Annotated in this window: 18 protein-coding genes; 10 read left to right on the top strand and 8 right to left on the bottom strand. The window is 64.2% G+C overall.

Annotated elements, in window-relative coordinates; translation table 11 throughout:
- Window positions 1–123: 123 nt before the first annotated feature.
- Window positions 124–1,500, top strand: a complete 1,377-nt coding sequence (locus ACWGLC_RS17470) for a hypothetical protein (protein ID WP_452101057.1) — start codon at window positions 124–126, stop codon at window positions 1,498–1,500.
- A gap of 66 nt (window positions 1,501–1,566) precedes the next feature.
- Window positions 1,567–2,166: a hypothetical protein gene (locus tag ACWGLC_RS17465; protein ID WP_452101056.1), complete on the top strand. Its 600-nt coding sequence runs from the start codon at window positions 1,567–1,569 to the stop codon at window positions 2,164–2,166.
- 104 nt (window positions 2,167–2,270) lie between these two features.
- On the opposite strand, the gene ACWGLC_RS17460 is transcribed toward ACWGLC_RS17465, so the two are convergent.
- The gene (locus ACWGLC_RS17460; RefSeq protein WP_452101055.1) at window positions 2,271–2,822 is read right to left on the bottom strand and encodes a TetR/AcrR family transcriptional regulator; all 552 of its coding nucleotides are present in this window, start codon (window positions 2,820–2,822) and stop codon (window positions 2,271–2,273) included.
- Window positions 2,823–2,931: 109 nt separating this feature from the next.
- On the opposite strand from ACWGLC_RS17460, the gene ACWGLC_RS17455 reads away from it, so the two are divergent.
- A complete protein-coding gene (locus ACWGLC_RS17455; protein ID WP_452101054.1) occupies window positions 2,932–3,432 on the top strand; it encodes an HPP family protein in 501 nt (166 codons plus the stop codon).
- A gap of 499 nt (window positions 3,433–3,931) precedes the next feature.
- Here the strand turns inward: ACWGLC_RS17455 and ACWGLC_RS17450 are convergent, their stop codons facing one another.
- The 3 genes from ACWGLC_RS17450 to ACWGLC_RS17440 form a co-directional block, all read right to left on the bottom strand.
- Complete coding sequence (locus ACWGLC_RS17450; RefSeq protein WP_452101053.1) at window positions 3,932–4,255, bottom strand: hypothetical protein; 324 nt, start codon at window positions 4,253–4,255, stop codon at window positions 3,932–3,934.
- 14 nt (window positions 4,256–4,269) lie between these two features.
- Window positions 4,270–4,860, bottom strand: coding sequence for a hypothetical protein (locus ACWGLC_RS17445; RefSeq protein WP_452101052.1), 591 nt, complete (start codon window positions 4,858–4,860; stop codon window positions 4,270–4,272).
- 124 nt (window positions 4,861–4,984) lie between these two features.
- Window positions 4,985–5,344: a hypothetical protein gene (locus ACWGLC_RS17440; RefSeq protein ID WP_452101051.1), complete on the bottom strand. Its 360-nt coding sequence runs from the start codon at window positions 5,342–5,344 to the stop codon at window positions 4,985–4,987.
- Window positions 5,345–5,726: 382 nt separating this feature from the next.
- On the opposite strand from ACWGLC_RS17440, the gene ACWGLC_RS17435 reads away from it, so the two are divergent.
- Genes ACWGLC_RS17435 through ACWGLC_RS17425 form a run of 3 tightly spaced genes read left to right on the top strand, consistent with a single transcriptional unit; the run spans window position 5,727 to window position 7,966 of the window.
- On the top strand, window positions 5,727–5,780 hold the full coding sequence (locus ACWGLC_RS17435) for a chloramphenicol resistance leader peptide (RefSeq protein ID WP_011113070.1): 54 nt from the start codon (window positions 5,727–5,729) through the stop codon (window positions 5,778–5,780).
- 21 nt (window positions 5,781–5,801) lie between these two features.
- On the top strand, window positions 5,802–6,977 hold the full coding sequence (gene cmx / locus ACWGLC_RS17430) for a chloramphenicol efflux MFS transporter Cmx (protein WP_005297378.1): 1,176 nt from the start codon (window positions 5,802–5,804) through the stop codon (window positions 6,975–6,977).
- The gene (locus tag ACWGLC_RS17425; RefSeq protein WP_011113072.1) at window positions 6,977–7,966 is read left to right on the top strand and encodes an IS481-like element IS5564 family transposase; all 990 of its coding nucleotides are present in this window, start codon (window positions 6,977–6,979) and stop codon (window positions 7,964–7,966) included. Before cmx ends, ACWGLC_RS17425 begins: the two co-directional genes overlap by 1 nt.
- Here the strand turns inward: ACWGLC_RS17425 and ACWGLC_RS17420 are convergent.
- From ACWGLC_RS17420 to ACWGLC_RS17410, 3 genes are all read right to left on the bottom strand, one after another.
- Window positions 7,963–8,217, bottom strand: coding sequence for a hypothetical protein (locus tag ACWGLC_RS17420; protein WP_452101050.1), 255 nt, complete (start codon window positions 8,215–8,217; stop codon window positions 7,963–7,965). The two genes, ACWGLC_RS17425 and ACWGLC_RS17420, sit on opposite strands and share 4 nt — an antisense overlap.
- A 200-nt stretch (window positions 8,218–8,417) precedes the next feature.
- On the bottom strand, window positions 8,418–9,179 hold the full coding sequence (gene erm / locus ACWGLC_RS17415) for a 23S ribosomal RNA methyltransferase Erm (RefSeq protein WP_378002118.1): 762 nt from the start codon (window positions 9,177–9,179) through the stop codon (window positions 8,418–8,420).
- 590 nt (window positions 9,180–9,769) lie between these two features.
- Entirely contained in the window at window positions 9,770–11,107 is a 1,338-nt protein-coding gene (locus ACWGLC_RS17410; protein WP_452101049.1) for a DUF4232 domain-containing protein, read from the bottom strand.
- A 174-nt stretch (window positions 11,108–11,281) separates the two neighbouring features.
- Between ACWGLC_RS17410 and ACWGLC_RS17405 the strand changes: the two genes are divergently transcribed.
- From ACWGLC_RS17405 to ACWGLC_RS17390, 4 genes are all read left to right on the top strand, one after another.
- Window positions 11,282–12,214, top strand: coding sequence for a LysR family transcriptional regulator (locus tag ACWGLC_RS17405; RefSeq protein ID WP_452101048.1), 933 nt, complete (start codon window positions 11,282–11,284; stop codon window positions 12,212–12,214).
- A complete protein-coding gene (locus tag ACWGLC_RS17400) occupies window positions 12,211–13,104 on the top strand; it encodes a serine hydrolase (protein WP_452101047.1) in 894 nt (297 codons plus the stop codon). Before ACWGLC_RS17405 ends, ACWGLC_RS17400 begins: the two co-directional genes overlap by 4 nt.
- 75 nt (window positions 13,105–13,179) lie before the next feature.
- Window positions 13,180–14,958, top strand: a complete 1,779-nt coding sequence (locus ACWGLC_RS17395; RefSeq protein WP_452101046.1) for a penicillin-binding transpeptidase domain-containing protein — start codon at window positions 13,180–13,182, stop codon at window positions 14,956–14,958.
- Window positions 14,959–15,231: 273 nt separating this feature from the next.
- Entirely contained in the window at window positions 15,232–15,462 is a 231-nt protein-coding gene (locus ACWGLC_RS17390; RefSeq protein WP_452101045.1) for a DUF2188 domain-containing protein, read from the top strand.
- Between the two features lie 134 nt (window positions 15,463–15,596).
- Here ACWGLC_RS17390 and ACWGLC_RS17385 read toward each other — a convergent pair whose 3' ends face one another.
- Entirely contained in the window at window positions 15,597–16,334 is a 738-nt protein-coding gene (locus ACWGLC_RS17385) for a DUF6338 family protein (RefSeq protein WP_452101044.1), read from the bottom strand.
- Window positions 16,335–16,434 lie beyond the last annotated feature (100 nt).

Here is a 16,434-nt window from a genome sequence, read left to right as displayed (position 1 = left end):
TCTCGGGGGAACTCACCGCTCATCTCGGAGTGTCCACCAAGACGGGAACGGTCCACAACCAAAGAGCGCTGCACCGTGTGCGGTCTGACCCGATCAGTGCGCATCACCCTGCCGCTCGGGCCAGTGTGTGACCCCTGCTGCCACCAGCTGCGCGAGAACCCCATCACCTGCACCTCCTGCGGTCACCAACGCCCCCAGGCCGGACTCGACGCACATGGACACCCGCTCTGCGGCCCGTGCTCTGGCGAGCACAGGAACTGGTACTGCCGCTCCTGCGGAACCATCGACCTACTGGTCACCGCCACCGACTGCCTCGACTGCCGCAACACCGCCCAAGTCAACCACGCTCTGCAGTGCACCCATCCGCACCTACGCGCTCAAACCGACTCCATCCGAGACCTGCTACTCAAGACCTACCCACCGCAGCGCACCGCATTACTGCTCGCCAGCCGCCACAGTTGGTTCATCCTGCTCACCAACCTCATCGCCGAGGATGAACCCCTGACCCACGCAAGCCTGGACCGCAAGCCTCAGAACACCCGCACCCACCACCTTCGGCGACTACTGATAGCTCTGGAGGTTCTGCCCCCACGAGAAGACATCCTCGACGGACTCAACCTATGGATCGACGCGCTGCTGGCTGACCAACCCCCACCGATCGCCGTCGTACTTCAGCCCTACGCCACCTGGCACATCACCCACCGACTGCGCCGCGCCCGCAGTAACAGCCCCTCCGCAGGTAAATACGCGCGAACCCGCATCCGATGCGCCGCCGACTTCCTGCACTGGCTCCAGGACCGCGGCACCGACCTCGCCCAGGCAACCCAGTACGACGTCGACTCCTGGATCGATCAAGGCGCCACCACCCGCCGCCGGCTCCGCGACTTCCTGACCTGGACCTCTGGACGCGGGCTCACCACAGACCTCCACGTGCCGTGGCTGGGCACCGAAGGACTTCCCGGGCACATCCTCGACGAAGACACCCGGTGGCAGCTCCTGCGCCGGTGCCTCACCAACGCTTCCCTTGACCTGCGCGTGCGAGTCTCCGGCGCAGTGGTCCTGCTATTCGGACAAAACCTCACCCGCATCGCCGCGCTACGCGCCGAGGACATCACCACCACAGGCAACGACACCTACCTGACATTTGGCGACCACCCAGTCCTGCTGCCACCAGCCCTGGCCACCCTCATCATCGACCTCGCAGCACAACCGGCACCCATCGACGACCCCTGCCCACCAGGTGTCCCGATCTGGCTCTTCCCCGGCCGCAACGCAGCCCACCTGCACCCCAGCCGCCTGGCCCAGCTTCTGGGCCGCGACCTCGGCCTCGATGCCCGCGCCGCCCGCGGCGGCGCCCTGCTGGCCCTGGCCTCCGACCTGCCCGCCTCCGTCCTTGCCGACCTGCTCGGCCTGTCTATCACCGCCGCCCTGCGCTGGACAGCTCTAGCGGCCCGCGACCAGGGCGTCTACCTCGCCGCACGCCTCGAGGAGCACGACTGATGTCGGAGTCGACACCTATCCTCACCCCACCCGGTAACAGCTCCCCGACACCCCTCGAGGCCCTCAATGACCGCCGCTCTATTCCCTCGACCCGCAGGAACCGATACCCAGCAGCTGTCCCTGCTCGGCGAACCGCGACCCGCGCGCACCCCTGCGGCGTTGTGGCGGGACTGGCTCACAGACCCCGCGACCCGGCAGCGGTTCGAGAACAAGCGCTACCGCCGCAGCACCGATCAGTGCTGGCCCTGGATCGGCGCAATCTCCTCCACCGGCCACGGCTCCTTCCGCGCCGCCAGCCTGCCCGGACTCTCCCGCCGCGGAACCGTCCCCGCGCACCTGTACGCCTACCAACTCGAACACGGCATCATCGACCGCCTCGGCTGGAGCGCCCTGACCGACCCCATCCTTTGCCACCGCTGCGACTACGCCGGCTGCACCAACCCCCACCACCTACGCCTAGGCACCGCCACCGACAACCGCACCGAATACCTCGCACGACGACACAGCCATAGCAGCCCCCTGGCCGACACCCGCGGGCCCGCCGGTCTCTCCCGCGCCATCGCCGACACCGTCAGTGAGGCCCTCCGCCAGAACGCGCCACCAGAAGTGATCGAAGAACTCATCCGGGCAGCGGCGGTTGCCGGGCAACCGTGGGCACTGTGGTGAGCGGGCGATCTATAGCTGTCCTGACCTCGGATCAGACGACCTCAGTGAATCTCGCATCTAGAAGACCATCATCGCGGATCAGCACTGGCGACTGTAGTGGCCTTTCAGGAATAACCTCGCAATAATTGGCGCGCTGCACTCTTTGCTTGCGCGGTGGCATCGACACGGCCCTCGATGCCAGCGGTCACCATGCATCCTTCGATCAGTAGGAAGATTCCCGCAGCGGCCTCCGATACATGAGCCTCTAAGGCCAGCTCATTTACGTACGCCCGCAGTCGCGCCTTGTGGCGCCGCACAGCGTTCGCCACCTCCAAAGATGTGCCGCCGAGTTCCCCGTACGCATTGATCCAGGCGCACCCACGATGACCGGGGCCGGCAAGCCACCCCGAGAGCCAATCAAATATCGCCAGAACACGACTCTCCGCCCCTTCCTCCAGGTCGACGCGCTCAGCAAGCGAAGCGTGCCATCGTTCATCGCGGCGATCCAGCATCGCTACCGCGATCGCGTCTTTGCCCTTGAACAACGAGTAGATGCGCTTGAGGGACAGGCCTGAGGCCTCTCGCAGCGCATCCATGCCGACAGCTTGATACCCACTCTCGTAAAAGAGCTCTTCGGCCGCGTCCAGCAGTTGGTCAGCCTCGAGCTGAGCAGTCATAGCAGTCATAGCAGTCGACCAAACCTTCCAAGTTGCAGCGAGAACGACCGTTCTCTACAGTACCAATCAAGGTGAGAACGATCGTTCTCCAGAACGTGAAGGAGCCCGTATGACCCTCAAGACGAGGCCACCTCTGGCGAGTAGCGCCCCGGCTCGGCCCGCCGCCCGCACGTTGCTGGCTGCCACGGTGACCTCATGCGCAGCCTTGGCCGCCCTCGTTGGTTTAGGGCTGATCTCCGGCCACGCTCTACTCATTCCACCAATGGCCGCAAGCATGGCGCTGATCGCCGGCGCGCCCACGCTTCCCCTGTCACAGCCGCGGCACGTCATCGGCGGTCAACTGGTCTCCGCAACTGTAGGAATCACGATAGGGCTGCTCAGTCACTCACTGTGGGCTGCCGCCCTCGCCGGGGGCCTCGCCCTGGGCGCAATGCTTCTGACACGAACATCCCACTCTCCTGCGGCCGCCACCGCTGTGATCGGAACGTTGACAACCGACGGGCGTCTCTCATACATAGTCTGCGCTGGGTTCGCGGCCGCCGTGCTCGTACTCTTTGGACTCGTCCGCTCCGTGCGCGGGCGGGAGGACTACCCCTCCTACTGGTGGTGAGAGCGCCGGCGACCCGCATGCTCGACCGAGCTAGTCGCGCATATAGCGCAACCTCCGAATACCTACCGATTACCAGTCATCTCCTGGAGACGTGACGGCGTCAGCAGGACCGAGTACGCGCACCGCTTCGCCCTCTTGGTCGCCGGCCAGCTGAACGCCGACACGATCGGTGAGCACCGCTGCAACGAACCCCTCTGTGTGCGCGTTGACCCGGACCACCTGATCGCCTCAACCCAATCCGCCAACCTTCTCTATGCCGTCGCTTGCGGACGCACCGGAATCATCCGCAGCGCCGCCGAGAGACACGACCGCCACGCCCGGTCCCTCGCCGTGCGTGACGCTGTGGCGAGCGGCTGGGACCCACTCGCCTACGCTCGCGCCTGCGGCAACACCGCACCACTCTCCGAGCCCCCACTGTTCTAGACTCACTCACAAACGCCTACGACTATGGCCCCACCGATTGGTGGGGCCATAGTCGTATCGGTTGGGTTGAGAAGTGTCAGCGGGCGGGCGCCAGGCGTCGCTGGCGGCGCAAATGCCAGTAGCGCGGAATCGTCCACCGCAGCGGCGTCTTGTCGATCACCAGTAGCGCCAGACGCGACCGGTAATGCACATCATTTCGGACCGCGAACGACCAGTGGCCGACGAACCACGCCACCAGTCCCAAGGCCATCACGGTCGGCGCCCAGGAGCTCGACTGCATTACGCCACAGAACCCGATTACGGCACAGATGCCGCCGAGACCGCGTGCCAGCGGTGGAACCAGGAGTGATGCCACCGCGACGACCGCCACGGCCTGGATTGCGGTCTGCGGATCCCACATGGTGCCCTCCTTGTTTACAGTTCCGACCGGATCTCTTCGAGCACGCTCGGGAACTCCTCGGCTGAAACTGCGAAGTCGTATCTAAGACGATCAATCGCGTCGGCTTCCGAGTAGCCCAGTGCCTCGAGCTGGTGCTCACTCTGGAACACCAGCGCCGTCATGAGCTTCTCCCCCATCGCCCACGCAGCGTCAGGCTCGCCGCCGTTGACCTTCGCTTCTCGGGCCCGCTTGACGGCCCGTGACAGCGCTTCCTCCTGCCGGCCAGAACGGTTCAGCATGTCAGCGATCAGTTCCTCGCGGTTCATTCGCAGCCTTTCCCAGATTTCGTGCTCTCGACGCACACTTGTACTGGAGCACACCCGCCTCGTCCCTCCCACCTCTAGCGCCAGCGAGAGCGAGACAATCTCTCCGTCTTCGATGCGGCTAGCGAGGATGGTCTTCCTAATCGTGGCCAGTCCGTGAGCTCTGATTTCTTCATCGGTTTGGATTGTTATGAGGTCATCGTCGGGGTTGTGGTCGATGACTAGGTACTGATGTCCCTCCAGATCGAGTAGATCGCCCTCATCGATCTCTCCCAGAGAGATGAAGTACGGCCTGCGCGTCACGGTCTCTCCTTCGTCTGTCGGTGCTGGAGGCTCACTATCGCCTCTTAGTCGGACATTTGCGGCCGCCCGTTCGACTCCTTCTCCGACCGACCTGAGACGCTGGAAAGACCGTGCTACCGAAGGGTTAAGCAGGCTCGACGTCGAGTCGCTCGCGGTCGTACTGGATCGACCGCTCGGTTGCGGCCTGGGCAGCGGCATCCGAACCCCAGACATACGCCAGGAACGCCCGATCGAGGCTCCTGCGTTCATCGGAGCGCTCGTCCCGCAAGATGGCGTACTGCGCGTACGGCCGCCTGGCGTGCTGATTGACAGTGCGTTTGCTCATGCCCAGCAACTTCGCCGTTTCCGACTGACTGAGACCGCCCAGCAGCGCGGTCTTTACAAGGTCTGGCTCGACGAAGTTTTCCTCAACGAATCGAAGGTGCTCCAGGAGGTGTCGTGCATCTCGGCGACGGTGGGCCAGTTCATTCGGATCCAGTTCCATTGACCCAGTATCGCAGTACCGCACGAGTACCGCAATACCTGGACGCTCCTCGCGGCTCTCATTTCCTTGGCATTGAGAGACGCTGATCGCGAAGGTAAAGCGCTCGCACTGCCCAGCTCATCCACTCGCACAATCTCTGCCAGGCGATCCTCGCTGGGGCCCCGTTACGAGCACCTAGCTGTGATGTCCAGGGACGTTGTTCTGGCCCCCGCCCGTAATGACACCGTGCCGATTCAAGAAGTATCTGTCCAGACCGCTTGCCATTGAAGGCATGTTAGAGTTTGGGGCATGTCGAGTCCCGAATCAGACAGGTCAGGGGTTGTCGGTCACACCGCCAGCCCCTTGAACCACTAGTTACGACGCCCACGATCTGTGTGGGCGTATGTCTGGCGTACCCGGGGCGCTGGCCGTGGTGACAAGAAGAACCATTTCTTGATCTCACACCTCGGAGTACTCGATGCCTTTTGCCCTTTACATGCTTGCCCTGGCGGTCTTCGTCATGGGCACTTCAGAATTCATGCTCGCGGGATTGCTCCCCGCGATCGCGACCGAACTTGACGTCTCGGTCGGCACTGCGGGCCTGCTGACCTCCGCATTCGCAGTCGGTATGGTCGTCGGCGCGCCAGTGATGGCGGCATTCGCTCGCCGTTGGCCACCGCGGCTCACATTGATCGTTTGCCTTCTCGTGTTCGCGGGAAGCCACGTCATCGGAGCGATGACACCAGTGTTCTCTCTCCTGCTCATCACCCGGGTGCTCAGCGCTCTCGCAAACGCAGGATTCCTCGCCGTAGCACTGAGCACGGCCACTACCCTCGTGCCAGCGAACCAGAAGGGGCGTGCACTGTCGATCCTGCTCTCCGGCACGACGATCGCAACCGTCGTGGGCGTCCCCGCCGGGGCACTGCTCGGCACAGCGCTGGGCTGGCGAACGACGTTCTGGGCGATCGCCATCCTCTGTATTCCCGCGGCCGTTGGAGTCATTCGTGGCGTCACGAACAATGTTGGTCGGAGCGAGACTAGCGCGACCTCACCAAGGCTCCGTGTCGAGCTCAGCCAGTTGGCGACGCCGCGGCTCATCCTGGCCATGGCACTCGGAGCGCTGATCAACGGAGGGACCTTTGCGGCATTCACCTTCCTGGCACCCATCGTGACCGAGACCGCGGGCTTGGCCGAAGCGTGGGTGTCCGTCGCGCTGGTGATGTTCGGCATCGGATCGTTCCTTGGCGTCACGATCGCAGGACGACTATCAGATCAACGACCTGGCCTCGTGCTCGCAGTCGGCGGACCGCTATTGCTGACAGGCTGGATCGTGTTGGCAGTGGTCGCATCTCATCCCGTTGCGCTTATCGTCCTCGTCCTCGTTCAGGGATTCCTGTCGTTCGGCGTCGGCAGTACTCTGATCACGCGTGTGCTGTATGCAGCATCGGGTGCGCCAACGATGGGCGGTTCGTACGCAACCGCAGCATTGAATATCGGAGCTGCAGCGGGGCCCGTGCTTGGTGCGCTCGGGCTCGCGACCGGGCTGGGGCTGCTCGCGCCGGTTTGGGTCGCTTCGGTGCTGACAGCGATCGCTCTCGTCATCATGCTTCTCACCAGACGCGCGCTTACGAAGACCGCGGCGGAGGCCAATTGATGACCCATCCGAACGCTCTTCTCACTCCTCGTGCCCGTCTCCGGTTAGCTCGGCTGATTGTCGAAGACGGCTATCCGGCCACGATCGCCGCAAAGATGTTCATGGTCTCCCCGATCACTGCCCGGAAATGGGCAGGCCGCTACCGGGAAGAGGGTGAGTTTGGGATGCAGGATCGCTCCAGCAAGCCGCACCGGATCCCAGGCAGGACGCCCGAGCATGTCAAGAAGAAGATCATCAACCTGCGCTGGCGGCTTCGACTGGGGCCAGCCCAGATCGCTGCGCGACTTGGTCTCTCGACGTCGACTGTTCACGCGGTCCTCGTCCGTTGCCGCGTGAACCGCCTCTCGCATATCGATCGTGTCACTGGCGAGCCATTGCGGCGATATGAGCATCCTCATCCGGGATCGTTGATTCATGTCGATGTCACGAAGTTCGGCAACATCCCCGACGGCGGTGGACATCGTTACGTAGGTCGGCAGCAAGGCGCACGGAACAAGCTCGCGACTCCGGGATTACCACGAGGAAAAGATCACAAGCCGCGCACCGGGACGGCGTTCGTTCACACAGTCATCGATGACCACTCCCGCGTCGCATACGCAGAAATCTGGTCGGATGAGCAGGCGAGCACAGCGGTGGGAGTTCTCGAACGCGCCGTGGCCTGGTTCGCCGAACGAGGCGTGACCGTCGAGCGAGTCCTATCCGACAACGGGTCGGCATACAGATCCCACGCATGGAGGGACTTCTGCGCTCGGCTCGGCATCCGACACAAGCGGACACGCCCCTACCGGCCGCAGACGAACGGGAAGATCGAGCGATTCCACCGCACGCTCGGGGACGGCTGGGCCTATGCCAGGTTTTACGGTTCAGAGGCCGAACGACGCCTGGCGCTGCCCGGCTGGCTCCACTTCTACAACCACCACCGACACCACTCTGCGATTGGCGGCGTACCCTTCGACCGACTCAACAACGTCCCTGGACATCACACCTAGCGCCGGTCGCGGTCCTCCGGAGCTTGCGTCATCCATCCCACCGCAGCCCCCACCGAGATGCCGGCGATGGCGGCCACCATCAAGGGAACGGCGATTGTCCACACTTGATGGCGCGCAATCGACACGATTACCAGGAAGATCCCGACGCCGACGGCCCCGAGGACTCGACGCAGCTCTTTAAACGTGGGACTACTGAGGTCACCCGCCAACTCCCTCGCCACCATCCATGCGAGCGGTGCCGTGACGCTCACCGCCCCCACGCCAGCAACAACTACAGTCATCCCATCCATCGGTGAATCTCCCCAATCTCATGTGTCGCATTTGACGATCCTCCATTACGACGCAGCTAGAGGGGCATGATCGGAAGGCTCCGAGCCAGTCCGGTCGTCCCGTAGATATGTCGCGCCAGCGAGTTGCGTTGAGCAGGATCATTCGCGACAGAGGACTGAAGTCATCGGCACAGGTCGCCCCAAAGTGCTGCCCATTGCTCGGGGCGAAGATCACGTGGAAGGGCTCGCGAGTTGATTTCTGCTTTCCTCAGCGTGTCTCGGATGTGGTTGCGCGGCGCTTGTGTGGCCTGCTGCACGATGCGCTCAAGGCTTCCTCCGCGGCCGGTGAATATCGCGCGCACGAACCGCTCGTACGCTTGTCGTTTCACAACGGGAACCAACGGAGTGGGGCGGCGGATGATGTGGATAATGCCGCCGTCCACGCCTGGCCTCGGATGGAAGGCCGTGGATGGCACGCGTCCGTGCAAGGCGAAAGTGAACCAGGGTGCGGTCTGAGCAGTCAGCAATGTGGAGCCCCCGACGCCGGCACGTCTGCGAGCCACTTCCCATTGGGTGAGCAGCACAGCCTGCTGCCACGTCCCGGTGGTGAGCAGCCGGCGCAGGATCGGCGTCGTGATGTGGAACGGAACGTTTCCAACGATTACCGGGGTCGTGAGCGGGTAAGCGAGGACGTCGGCCTGTTTGACCGCCACACCGGGCATGCGCTGGCGCAGCTTAGCGACCCGGTGCTCGTCGATGTCGATCGCGGTAAGCGGCCTCTGAAGGCGTGCCAGGTGCCGAGTAAGTGCGCCACTGCCGGAACCGATTTCAAGAATCGGCCCCTGCGTAGCTGCGACGATTGCGGCAATCTTTTCGAGGGTGGGGCCATGAACGAGAAAGTTCTGGCCAAGTTCGTGTCGGCCGCCATGGGTTGAACGGGGCATGATCGCGCTCCAAGAATTGAACGGGAGCGCCTCGAGAACAGGCAGGTCAAAGACCGAGAAAGTGGGTACGCAAAGGTGCCGTTCCGAGACGCATGAGGTCTCTCGGACGGACGACGCGCTAAAGCGTTCAGCGAAGAGCGCCGTCAGGCGCGGCGGTCGCGAACAGCAAGCGAGTACGCCGCAGCGAACCCGCAAATCAAATTGCCCATGAACGAGAACATAGCAGCATCCGTCGGCGTGTCCACGGTCGGCGCCAAACGGACGACACGACCGGCCTTGCCGTCTCTTCTACCTACAGTTTTGCGAGACAGACGTCCCCGCTCCGGACTCCGGTCGGTGCACCTCGCTCAGTTATCGCAGTTGCGTCAAATTTGGAAGAGGGAATTGACCACCGCAAATTCAACCAGTCCTGTCAGTGACTCTGTTAACGGAGGATGTGGCTTTCGTGGTGGTGCTGTAGCGAGACCACGCAATCCGGGCGGCACCACGCTGGCCCGCAGTTGCTCGGCGGCTTGGGGGAGGTTCAGGGTCGAACTGCAAGGTCGGATCCCAGTGGATGGTCGAACGGCTGGCCTGCTCGATGCTGGGTGTCATTGGGCCGGAGTCCATGGACCTGTTTCAATTTCGGCTGCCGCGACTACGTCGAACGGGGCGGGCCCGATGGTGCTACCCTCGTCGGTTTCGATCCGCGCTGGGATGGGGTCGGCGCCGTCGAACAAGATAACTTCGACGCGTTGTGGGGTCGTGGGGTCGGCCGCATCGCGGTAGCCACGCCAGAACACAGTTGCTTCTGCCCGCTCTTCTGGCATGAGCCCGAGGCCATGTGCTGGGGGCGTAACCGGAAGCCGGTACGCCTCAAGTGAGCGGTGACGAATGTTGAGATCCTGTCCGCCTTGGGTGATATGGAGTGACGGGTGGCCGCGCAGCGCGCACGCGCTTTGCCCGACGTTGTGCGCTACGAGCGTGGCTGCCGAGTCGCCGCTGGCAAACTCCCAGCCGGTGAGGGCGACGGTGATGGTGGCGGGACCGCATGGGGGGAGCCCGGCCGTGGGCAGGGACGGTACCGGTTGTTCTTGCGACCCGGGCGCGGGGAGGGGCTGCGGCTTGGGCGTGTTCTCGGGTATCGCCTCCGGGGCAGGGCCCGTGCGGGCCACAGCATCGGCCGGTGGGGCCGGGACGGGTGTGGCAGCGTAAGCCGCAGCCACGCCGATCGCGAGCAGGCCGGCTGCCAACACGGCGCACCAGCGCGCCCGGTGAGGCGTGCCGGCGGCGGTCTCTACCTGCTCATCTCTACTGATCGCAGCAGCGTGGGACCTGGAGAGGAACAGGTATACCGTCATGGCGCCGGCGATGTTGCCCGCGAAGATAGCCACTATGGCTCCCACGAAGAAAAGGGATGGCCACAGCAGTGCAGTTGCTAGTGCTCCGGTGATTAATACGGTGGCGACCACGAGGGCGGCTGCGAACCACGCGTGGCGCTGCCTGCCTGTGCTCAGGCTCAGGGACCACCAGATCAGGACTGCGGCGACGACGGCGCACCATGCCGCGGCTGCCAGCGCTCCGGTGAAGGTTTGGCGCGAGGCCGCGGCCAGCGCCGTGATGGGGCCTAGGGCGGTGGCCGTCGCGTAAGCGCCCCCAGATCCGAAGAATCCACCGGGCGCGTTGCCGGCCCGGTGCGCCTTTCTCGGCAGGGTTGCACCAATAGCCAGCCAGGCCAGTGCCCCGAGCACCAGCGCCCCGCATCCGATGGCGCGATATCGAATACGCGCCGTTCGCCACAGGCCCTCAAAGGGGGTGTCGTTGCAGCCGAACAGCCAGGCCGGCTCTTGGCACAGACCCGCACTGTGTACGGCGACGGTGGTCAGCACGGCCAAACAGGCCAGGACAGAGGCGATCGCCAGTACGCGCGCGGTGATAAGCGGAGACATCCCTCTCCCCTCCGGTCAGCGGGCCACGCGTCGCCACCGAGTCGGGGGCGGTGCTGTCGGTCGCCACAGTGCCCGCGGGGGGCGGCGGCAGTCTAATCTCGCTGTGCCCGGTAGTGGATAGGAGTCCTCAATCGGGGCACGTGACGGGGGGGTCGTGTCGGGCAGAATGTGCCCATGTCGTCTCGCTCTGGTTCTTCGTCGCGTGTTGACCTCACGCGCCTGTGCGCGCTCTTTCTCGCGGTCGCCGAAGAGCGTCATTTCGGCGCGGCGGCCGACCGACTGGGCACTACCCAACCGACGGTGTCTCAGGGACTGCAACGCCTGGAGGGCCATCTCGGGGTGCGATTGCTGGACCGGACACGCGACGGCGCGGTAGTCACCTCTGCGGGTCGTCATCTGCTCCCGCTGGCCCGCACTCTGGTCCGCGACGCCGCGCATTTCGAGGCAGCCGCTGGAGAACTCGCTAGCCGAGGGTTGACGTTCGCCGTCGGCGCGTCTGCCACCACCCCGGCTCATCTCAGTGCCGCCGCCGTGACGTCGATGCGCTCCCAGGTCGAGTCGGTGACTGTGGCCCGCGGGCAAGGACCCGAGTTGGTGGCGCGAGTCGAGAACGGCGAGCTCGATGTGGCGGTGTTGGAAGATCCGAGCCCCGCCGGGGATCTCGTGCGCGGGGTGATGCACCGACTTCCACGCCGACTGGCCGTACCGGAGGGCATGATCTCCGATCCGCGGGCGCGTATCCCCCGGCAAGAACTTCGGCATTTGGATCTGGCCGTGACACCACGAGCCACCGGACCGGCGGCTTGGGACCTGCTGATTGACCTCCTCAAAGAGGCAGGCATCGACCCACGGCCGGTGGAGGCCCCCACCAGCTCGGACGTCCTGACCCAGGTCGCTGCCGGTTCAGCGTTCGCGGTCGTGGATGCCTTCAGCCCCACGATCGACGGCGTGCAATTGCTGGACCTGCCCGGCCGCTTCGACCACCGCTTTCGCGCCCTCGTCCACCCGGACCGGCAACGCACCCCCGACGGCCACGACATCAGGTCCCTCGTTGACAGGGGGCTGGCCAGGGTGTGCCGCACGGTGACTGGGGGCCCCACCCCGTGACCACGCTCGATCTAGTCCGTGCCGAGCTAGCCTTCGCCGGTTGCGACGGGTGGTGCTACGCCGAGCTCATCGACCGGCCCGGCACCGGTCTGGGTATCGGCCAGGACGTTCCGGTGGTGGTGGCCTCGATGTACAAGCTGCACCTCATGGTGGCGGCCTGCCGCGCGGCAGCCGCCGGCACTCTGGACCTGACACAACGGGTCACCATCACCCCCAATGAGCACACGCCGGGGCCGACCGGCTTCGCCCTCTTCGCCGACGACGTCGAGGTCTCGATCCGCGATCTCGTGCGCATGATGATTACGGTCTCAGACAACACCGCCGCCGAAGCAGTGCAACGCCTCCTACCCGCGGGCGCCCTCGACGAGACCCTCTTGGCCCTCAGCCTCGAGGCCACGGTGATCCGCGGAAGTGTGAGAGCCCAGCAACAGCTGACGATCTCCGAACTCGGCGCACGCGACTGGCAGGACGCTGCCCACCTGCTGGCAACCGACCCCGCCACCGACCAGGTCCACGCCTACGACCCCGCGTACGTCTCGCACAGCACTGCCCGAGCGCTATGCCAGCTGATGCGCGCAATCTGGACGAACACCGCCTCCGACCCCCAGCAGTGCGCGTTCATGCGGGAGGTCCTAGGCCAGCAGATCTGGCCGCACCGCATCGCAAGCGGGTTCCCTTTGGCATCGACAGCGGTCGCCGGCAAAACCGGCACCATTGGCCGGATCCGCGCCGAGACCGCTGTCGTCCAACCAGACGGTGAGCCACCGGTCGTCGTGTGCGTTGTAACCCGGGCAGCCCGCGCCGACGCGGCGCTGCCCATAGTGGACGCCTCCATCGGGCGTATCGCGCGGCTCCTCGTCAACGAGATACGAACCGGCGCTCAGCTGTAGCGATAACGTCCGCCAATCACGGGCGGCGAACGCGGCACTTGGACAGGTCAGCAACCCGACGGCTTTCCTAATCGCATGCACCGTTTGCGCCGCTCGACGCTCGCCGTGATCCTGACCGCCACACTCCCCTTGGCGTCCTGCGGCCTGTTGTTCTCGGATCCGCGTCAGGAGAACCTCGACGGGTTCGTTGACGCCCTCCAGCGCAAGGACGCCGTCGCGGCCGCAGCGTTCACCTCTGCACCGGAGATTGCGGCCACTGACCTGCAACGCACCTTCGACGGGATTGGCACCACGCAGATCTCCGCCCGCGTCCCCGACATCGGCGACTCGGTCACCACGCGACACGAACTCCAACTGCAATGGCGGGTACCTTCCGGCGACACCGCCACCAGCACAGGACTCGTCACGTTCGCACCCGGCGACACGGTGGCGTGGTCACCATCCATTCTCGACTCTCGCGCGACTACCGGCGGCTACCTTGGCTACTCGGACACCAAGAAGTACACCGCGCCCATCGTCGACCGAAACGACATCCGAATCATGGGCTGGGCCCCGGTCACAATGGTCTCACTGGCCCCCGATTCCCGCGCCTCGGCAGCGCAAGTCGCATCCCTGCTGAACGAAATCGAACCATCTATCACGGCGGAGACGATCCGAACCGGGATGGCCGCCGCACCCGGTACCGACTACACCGTGGTCTCGCTTCGCCAAGAAGACATTGAGCCGATTCGGGGCATGCTGGAGACTGTCCCCGGGATCAGCCTCACCGAACAAGGTCGACTCGTCACCTCCGACCCTAGGATTCACTCCCCGGCCTTCGCCGGCCTGCCCGACTACTGGAACGAGCGCCTCACCGCTGGCGCTGGATGGGCTCTGCAAGTCATCAACCCTTCGGGCACCTTCGAACTCGGCGGACGCGAACCCGAGAGCCTGCGCAACATCGGAACCACCATCGACGTCGCCCTCCAGGCAGCCGCGCAAAACGCCGTCGACGCCCAAGACGCCCCAGCAACGATCGTCGCAATCGAACCGACCACTGGCGGGGTCCTGGCCGTCGCTCAAAACCCCGCTGCCGACGCCCAAGGACCCATCTCGTTGACCGGCCTCTACCCGCCCGGATCCACCTTCAAGACAGTGACGACAGCAGCGGCCCTCGACGCCGGCCTGGCCACAGTCGACACTCCCCTTGCCTGCCCCTCCCGGGCCACCATCGAGGGACGGTCCATCCCCAACGACAACGAGTTCGATCTCGGCACCGTCCCGCTACACACGGCATTCGCCCAATCGTGCAACACCACCCAAGGGGCACTCGCGGTCCAACTCAGCCCCGAGGCGATGCGCGACACCGCCGCGCGACTCGGGTTCGGTGTCGACTTCCACGCGCCCGCACTAACCACCGTCACCGGACAAGTACCAGTGACCACCGGCGGAGCAGCACGCGTCGAAGCGGCCATCGGACAAGGCACCGTCACGGCAAGCCCATTCGGCATCGCAGTCATGGAAGCCTCACTCGCCAACAACGGACAAATGGTCCTGCCGACCCTCATCCAAGACGAACACACAACCTCCGACCAGACACCCGACCCTCTCCCAGCAGAAACCGTCGCCGCACTCCGGACGATGATGCGCGAAACCGTCACCAGCGGCTCCGCCAGCAGCCTGGCCGACATCGAAGACCTCGGCGGCAAAACCGGCACCGCCGAAACCGGAAACGGACCAGCCCACGGGTGGTTCGCGGGAATCGTCCACGACATCGCATTCTGCGCATTCATCGAAGGCGCCGACAGCTCAGGACCCGCCGTCGCGATGTCAGGCCAATTCCTTCGTGGCGCCGGAGAAGCCCTCACCCGCTAAACCGGCCCTCCCAAACTCAGAACGTCTGTCGACCCCCCGTACAGATCGAACGCCGATAGCCAGACGTTATGACAAGCACTGGTTCATCGCGCAAGTTGCGAGGCGCCCATCTGCATGGATTAAGCACCTCTTGCCGCCGCACGAGCTGTCTTCTCAGCGCTACTTTCGAATGCGAGAAGCTCGGCAATCGCAAGTCGGCGTGCCGAGTGCCCGCACGCTTCGCCCTCACAGGGATACAATAAGCTCCTGTTCACCCCGAGCTTAGGAGCAGGCATGGCCAAGGGCGATATACATACGAGCAAACAGGGCGAGAAGTGGGTTAACAAAGCCGAAGGCAACTCGCGCGCTTCAAACAGCGCACCTACCAAGGCTGAAGCTCAGGCGAAGGGACGCGAGATGGCGATCGAACGAGGCGTAGAGCATCTTGTGCACAAGCAGGATGGGAAGATAGGCGAACGCAATACTTACCCGCGGAGCCGAGATCCCCGCTCAAGCAAGGGCTGAGAGGACGAAAATGTCTGATTCGCGGAATCGTCCCCCAAGGTCTGTCACCGGCGGCGCTGTGCCCCGATCGGATGCACGAAGTGGAACACACGGCGCCCAGCCGCAGTCCCGCCCGGAACCGAAGCCCTCGGCACCTACCCCTCCACCTCCGCGCGGCGGCAGCGGCCAAGCGACGGGAAGGTGACGAGCTCCAGCACCCTTCGGAAGCCCCCTGCCGTGTTGGCCGAACCGGAGCTTGGCTTTACCCACTCAACCCTTTCGGACCCAACCAACGGGACGTAGATTCCCAATGTTCCTTCGATCTCCGAGGTGAACTCCCCGGTCGGAGACATATTCCACTGTCTCGGAATAAATATATCCCGTGGTTCAGGGTACATGGAAACGAATCCCTCCCCCTCTGGCATATAACCTCCTAGCCATTTGCCATCGCCTGTGAAAACGCGAACAAAGCAACCTGCTTGAGCAGGCGCAGCATAGTCCCATGCAGTCGGTGTGGGATGTCTACGTTCGGCTAACCCAAAAGGCTGTCGCTTTTTTCGAATCCTAACGTGGAAAAGGCCCGCAATGACGGCGGGGACTACAATCGCCAAGCCTAAAACAGTCGCTCCAACCGATCGCGGATTCTCAATCCAAGCAGGCTCACTCGCGACTCCCGTCATAGCGAGCTGTGACACGAGCCAGGGGCCAGCCAATATTAGGTAGACGCAATCAAAAATTACGCTTGCCGCAACTGCGTGCACTAAACGCACGCTGAAGTCCTTCTCGTCCGGACCTGGCCCGCGCAGATACCTCCTGACGGCGGTGAACACTATTCCCGGGACCACGAGCAGCAAGACCGCGATTACTTGGAAGAGGGTTTGCGGGAGTGCCATTTAGTATCGTCTCGTCCGTTATCGTCTTGAAATGGAGTTTAGTGGGATAGTGCCCCGTTGGGTGGTGGGATTCGGATCGGCGTCTAGTCAGGCGCAGTGA

The sequence above is a fragment of the Dietzia sp. NPDC055877 genome (assembly GCF_053615975.1).
The sequence above is the reverse complement of the archived record's forward strand: the minus strand, read 5'-3'. Positions and strand labels throughout refer to the sequence as shown.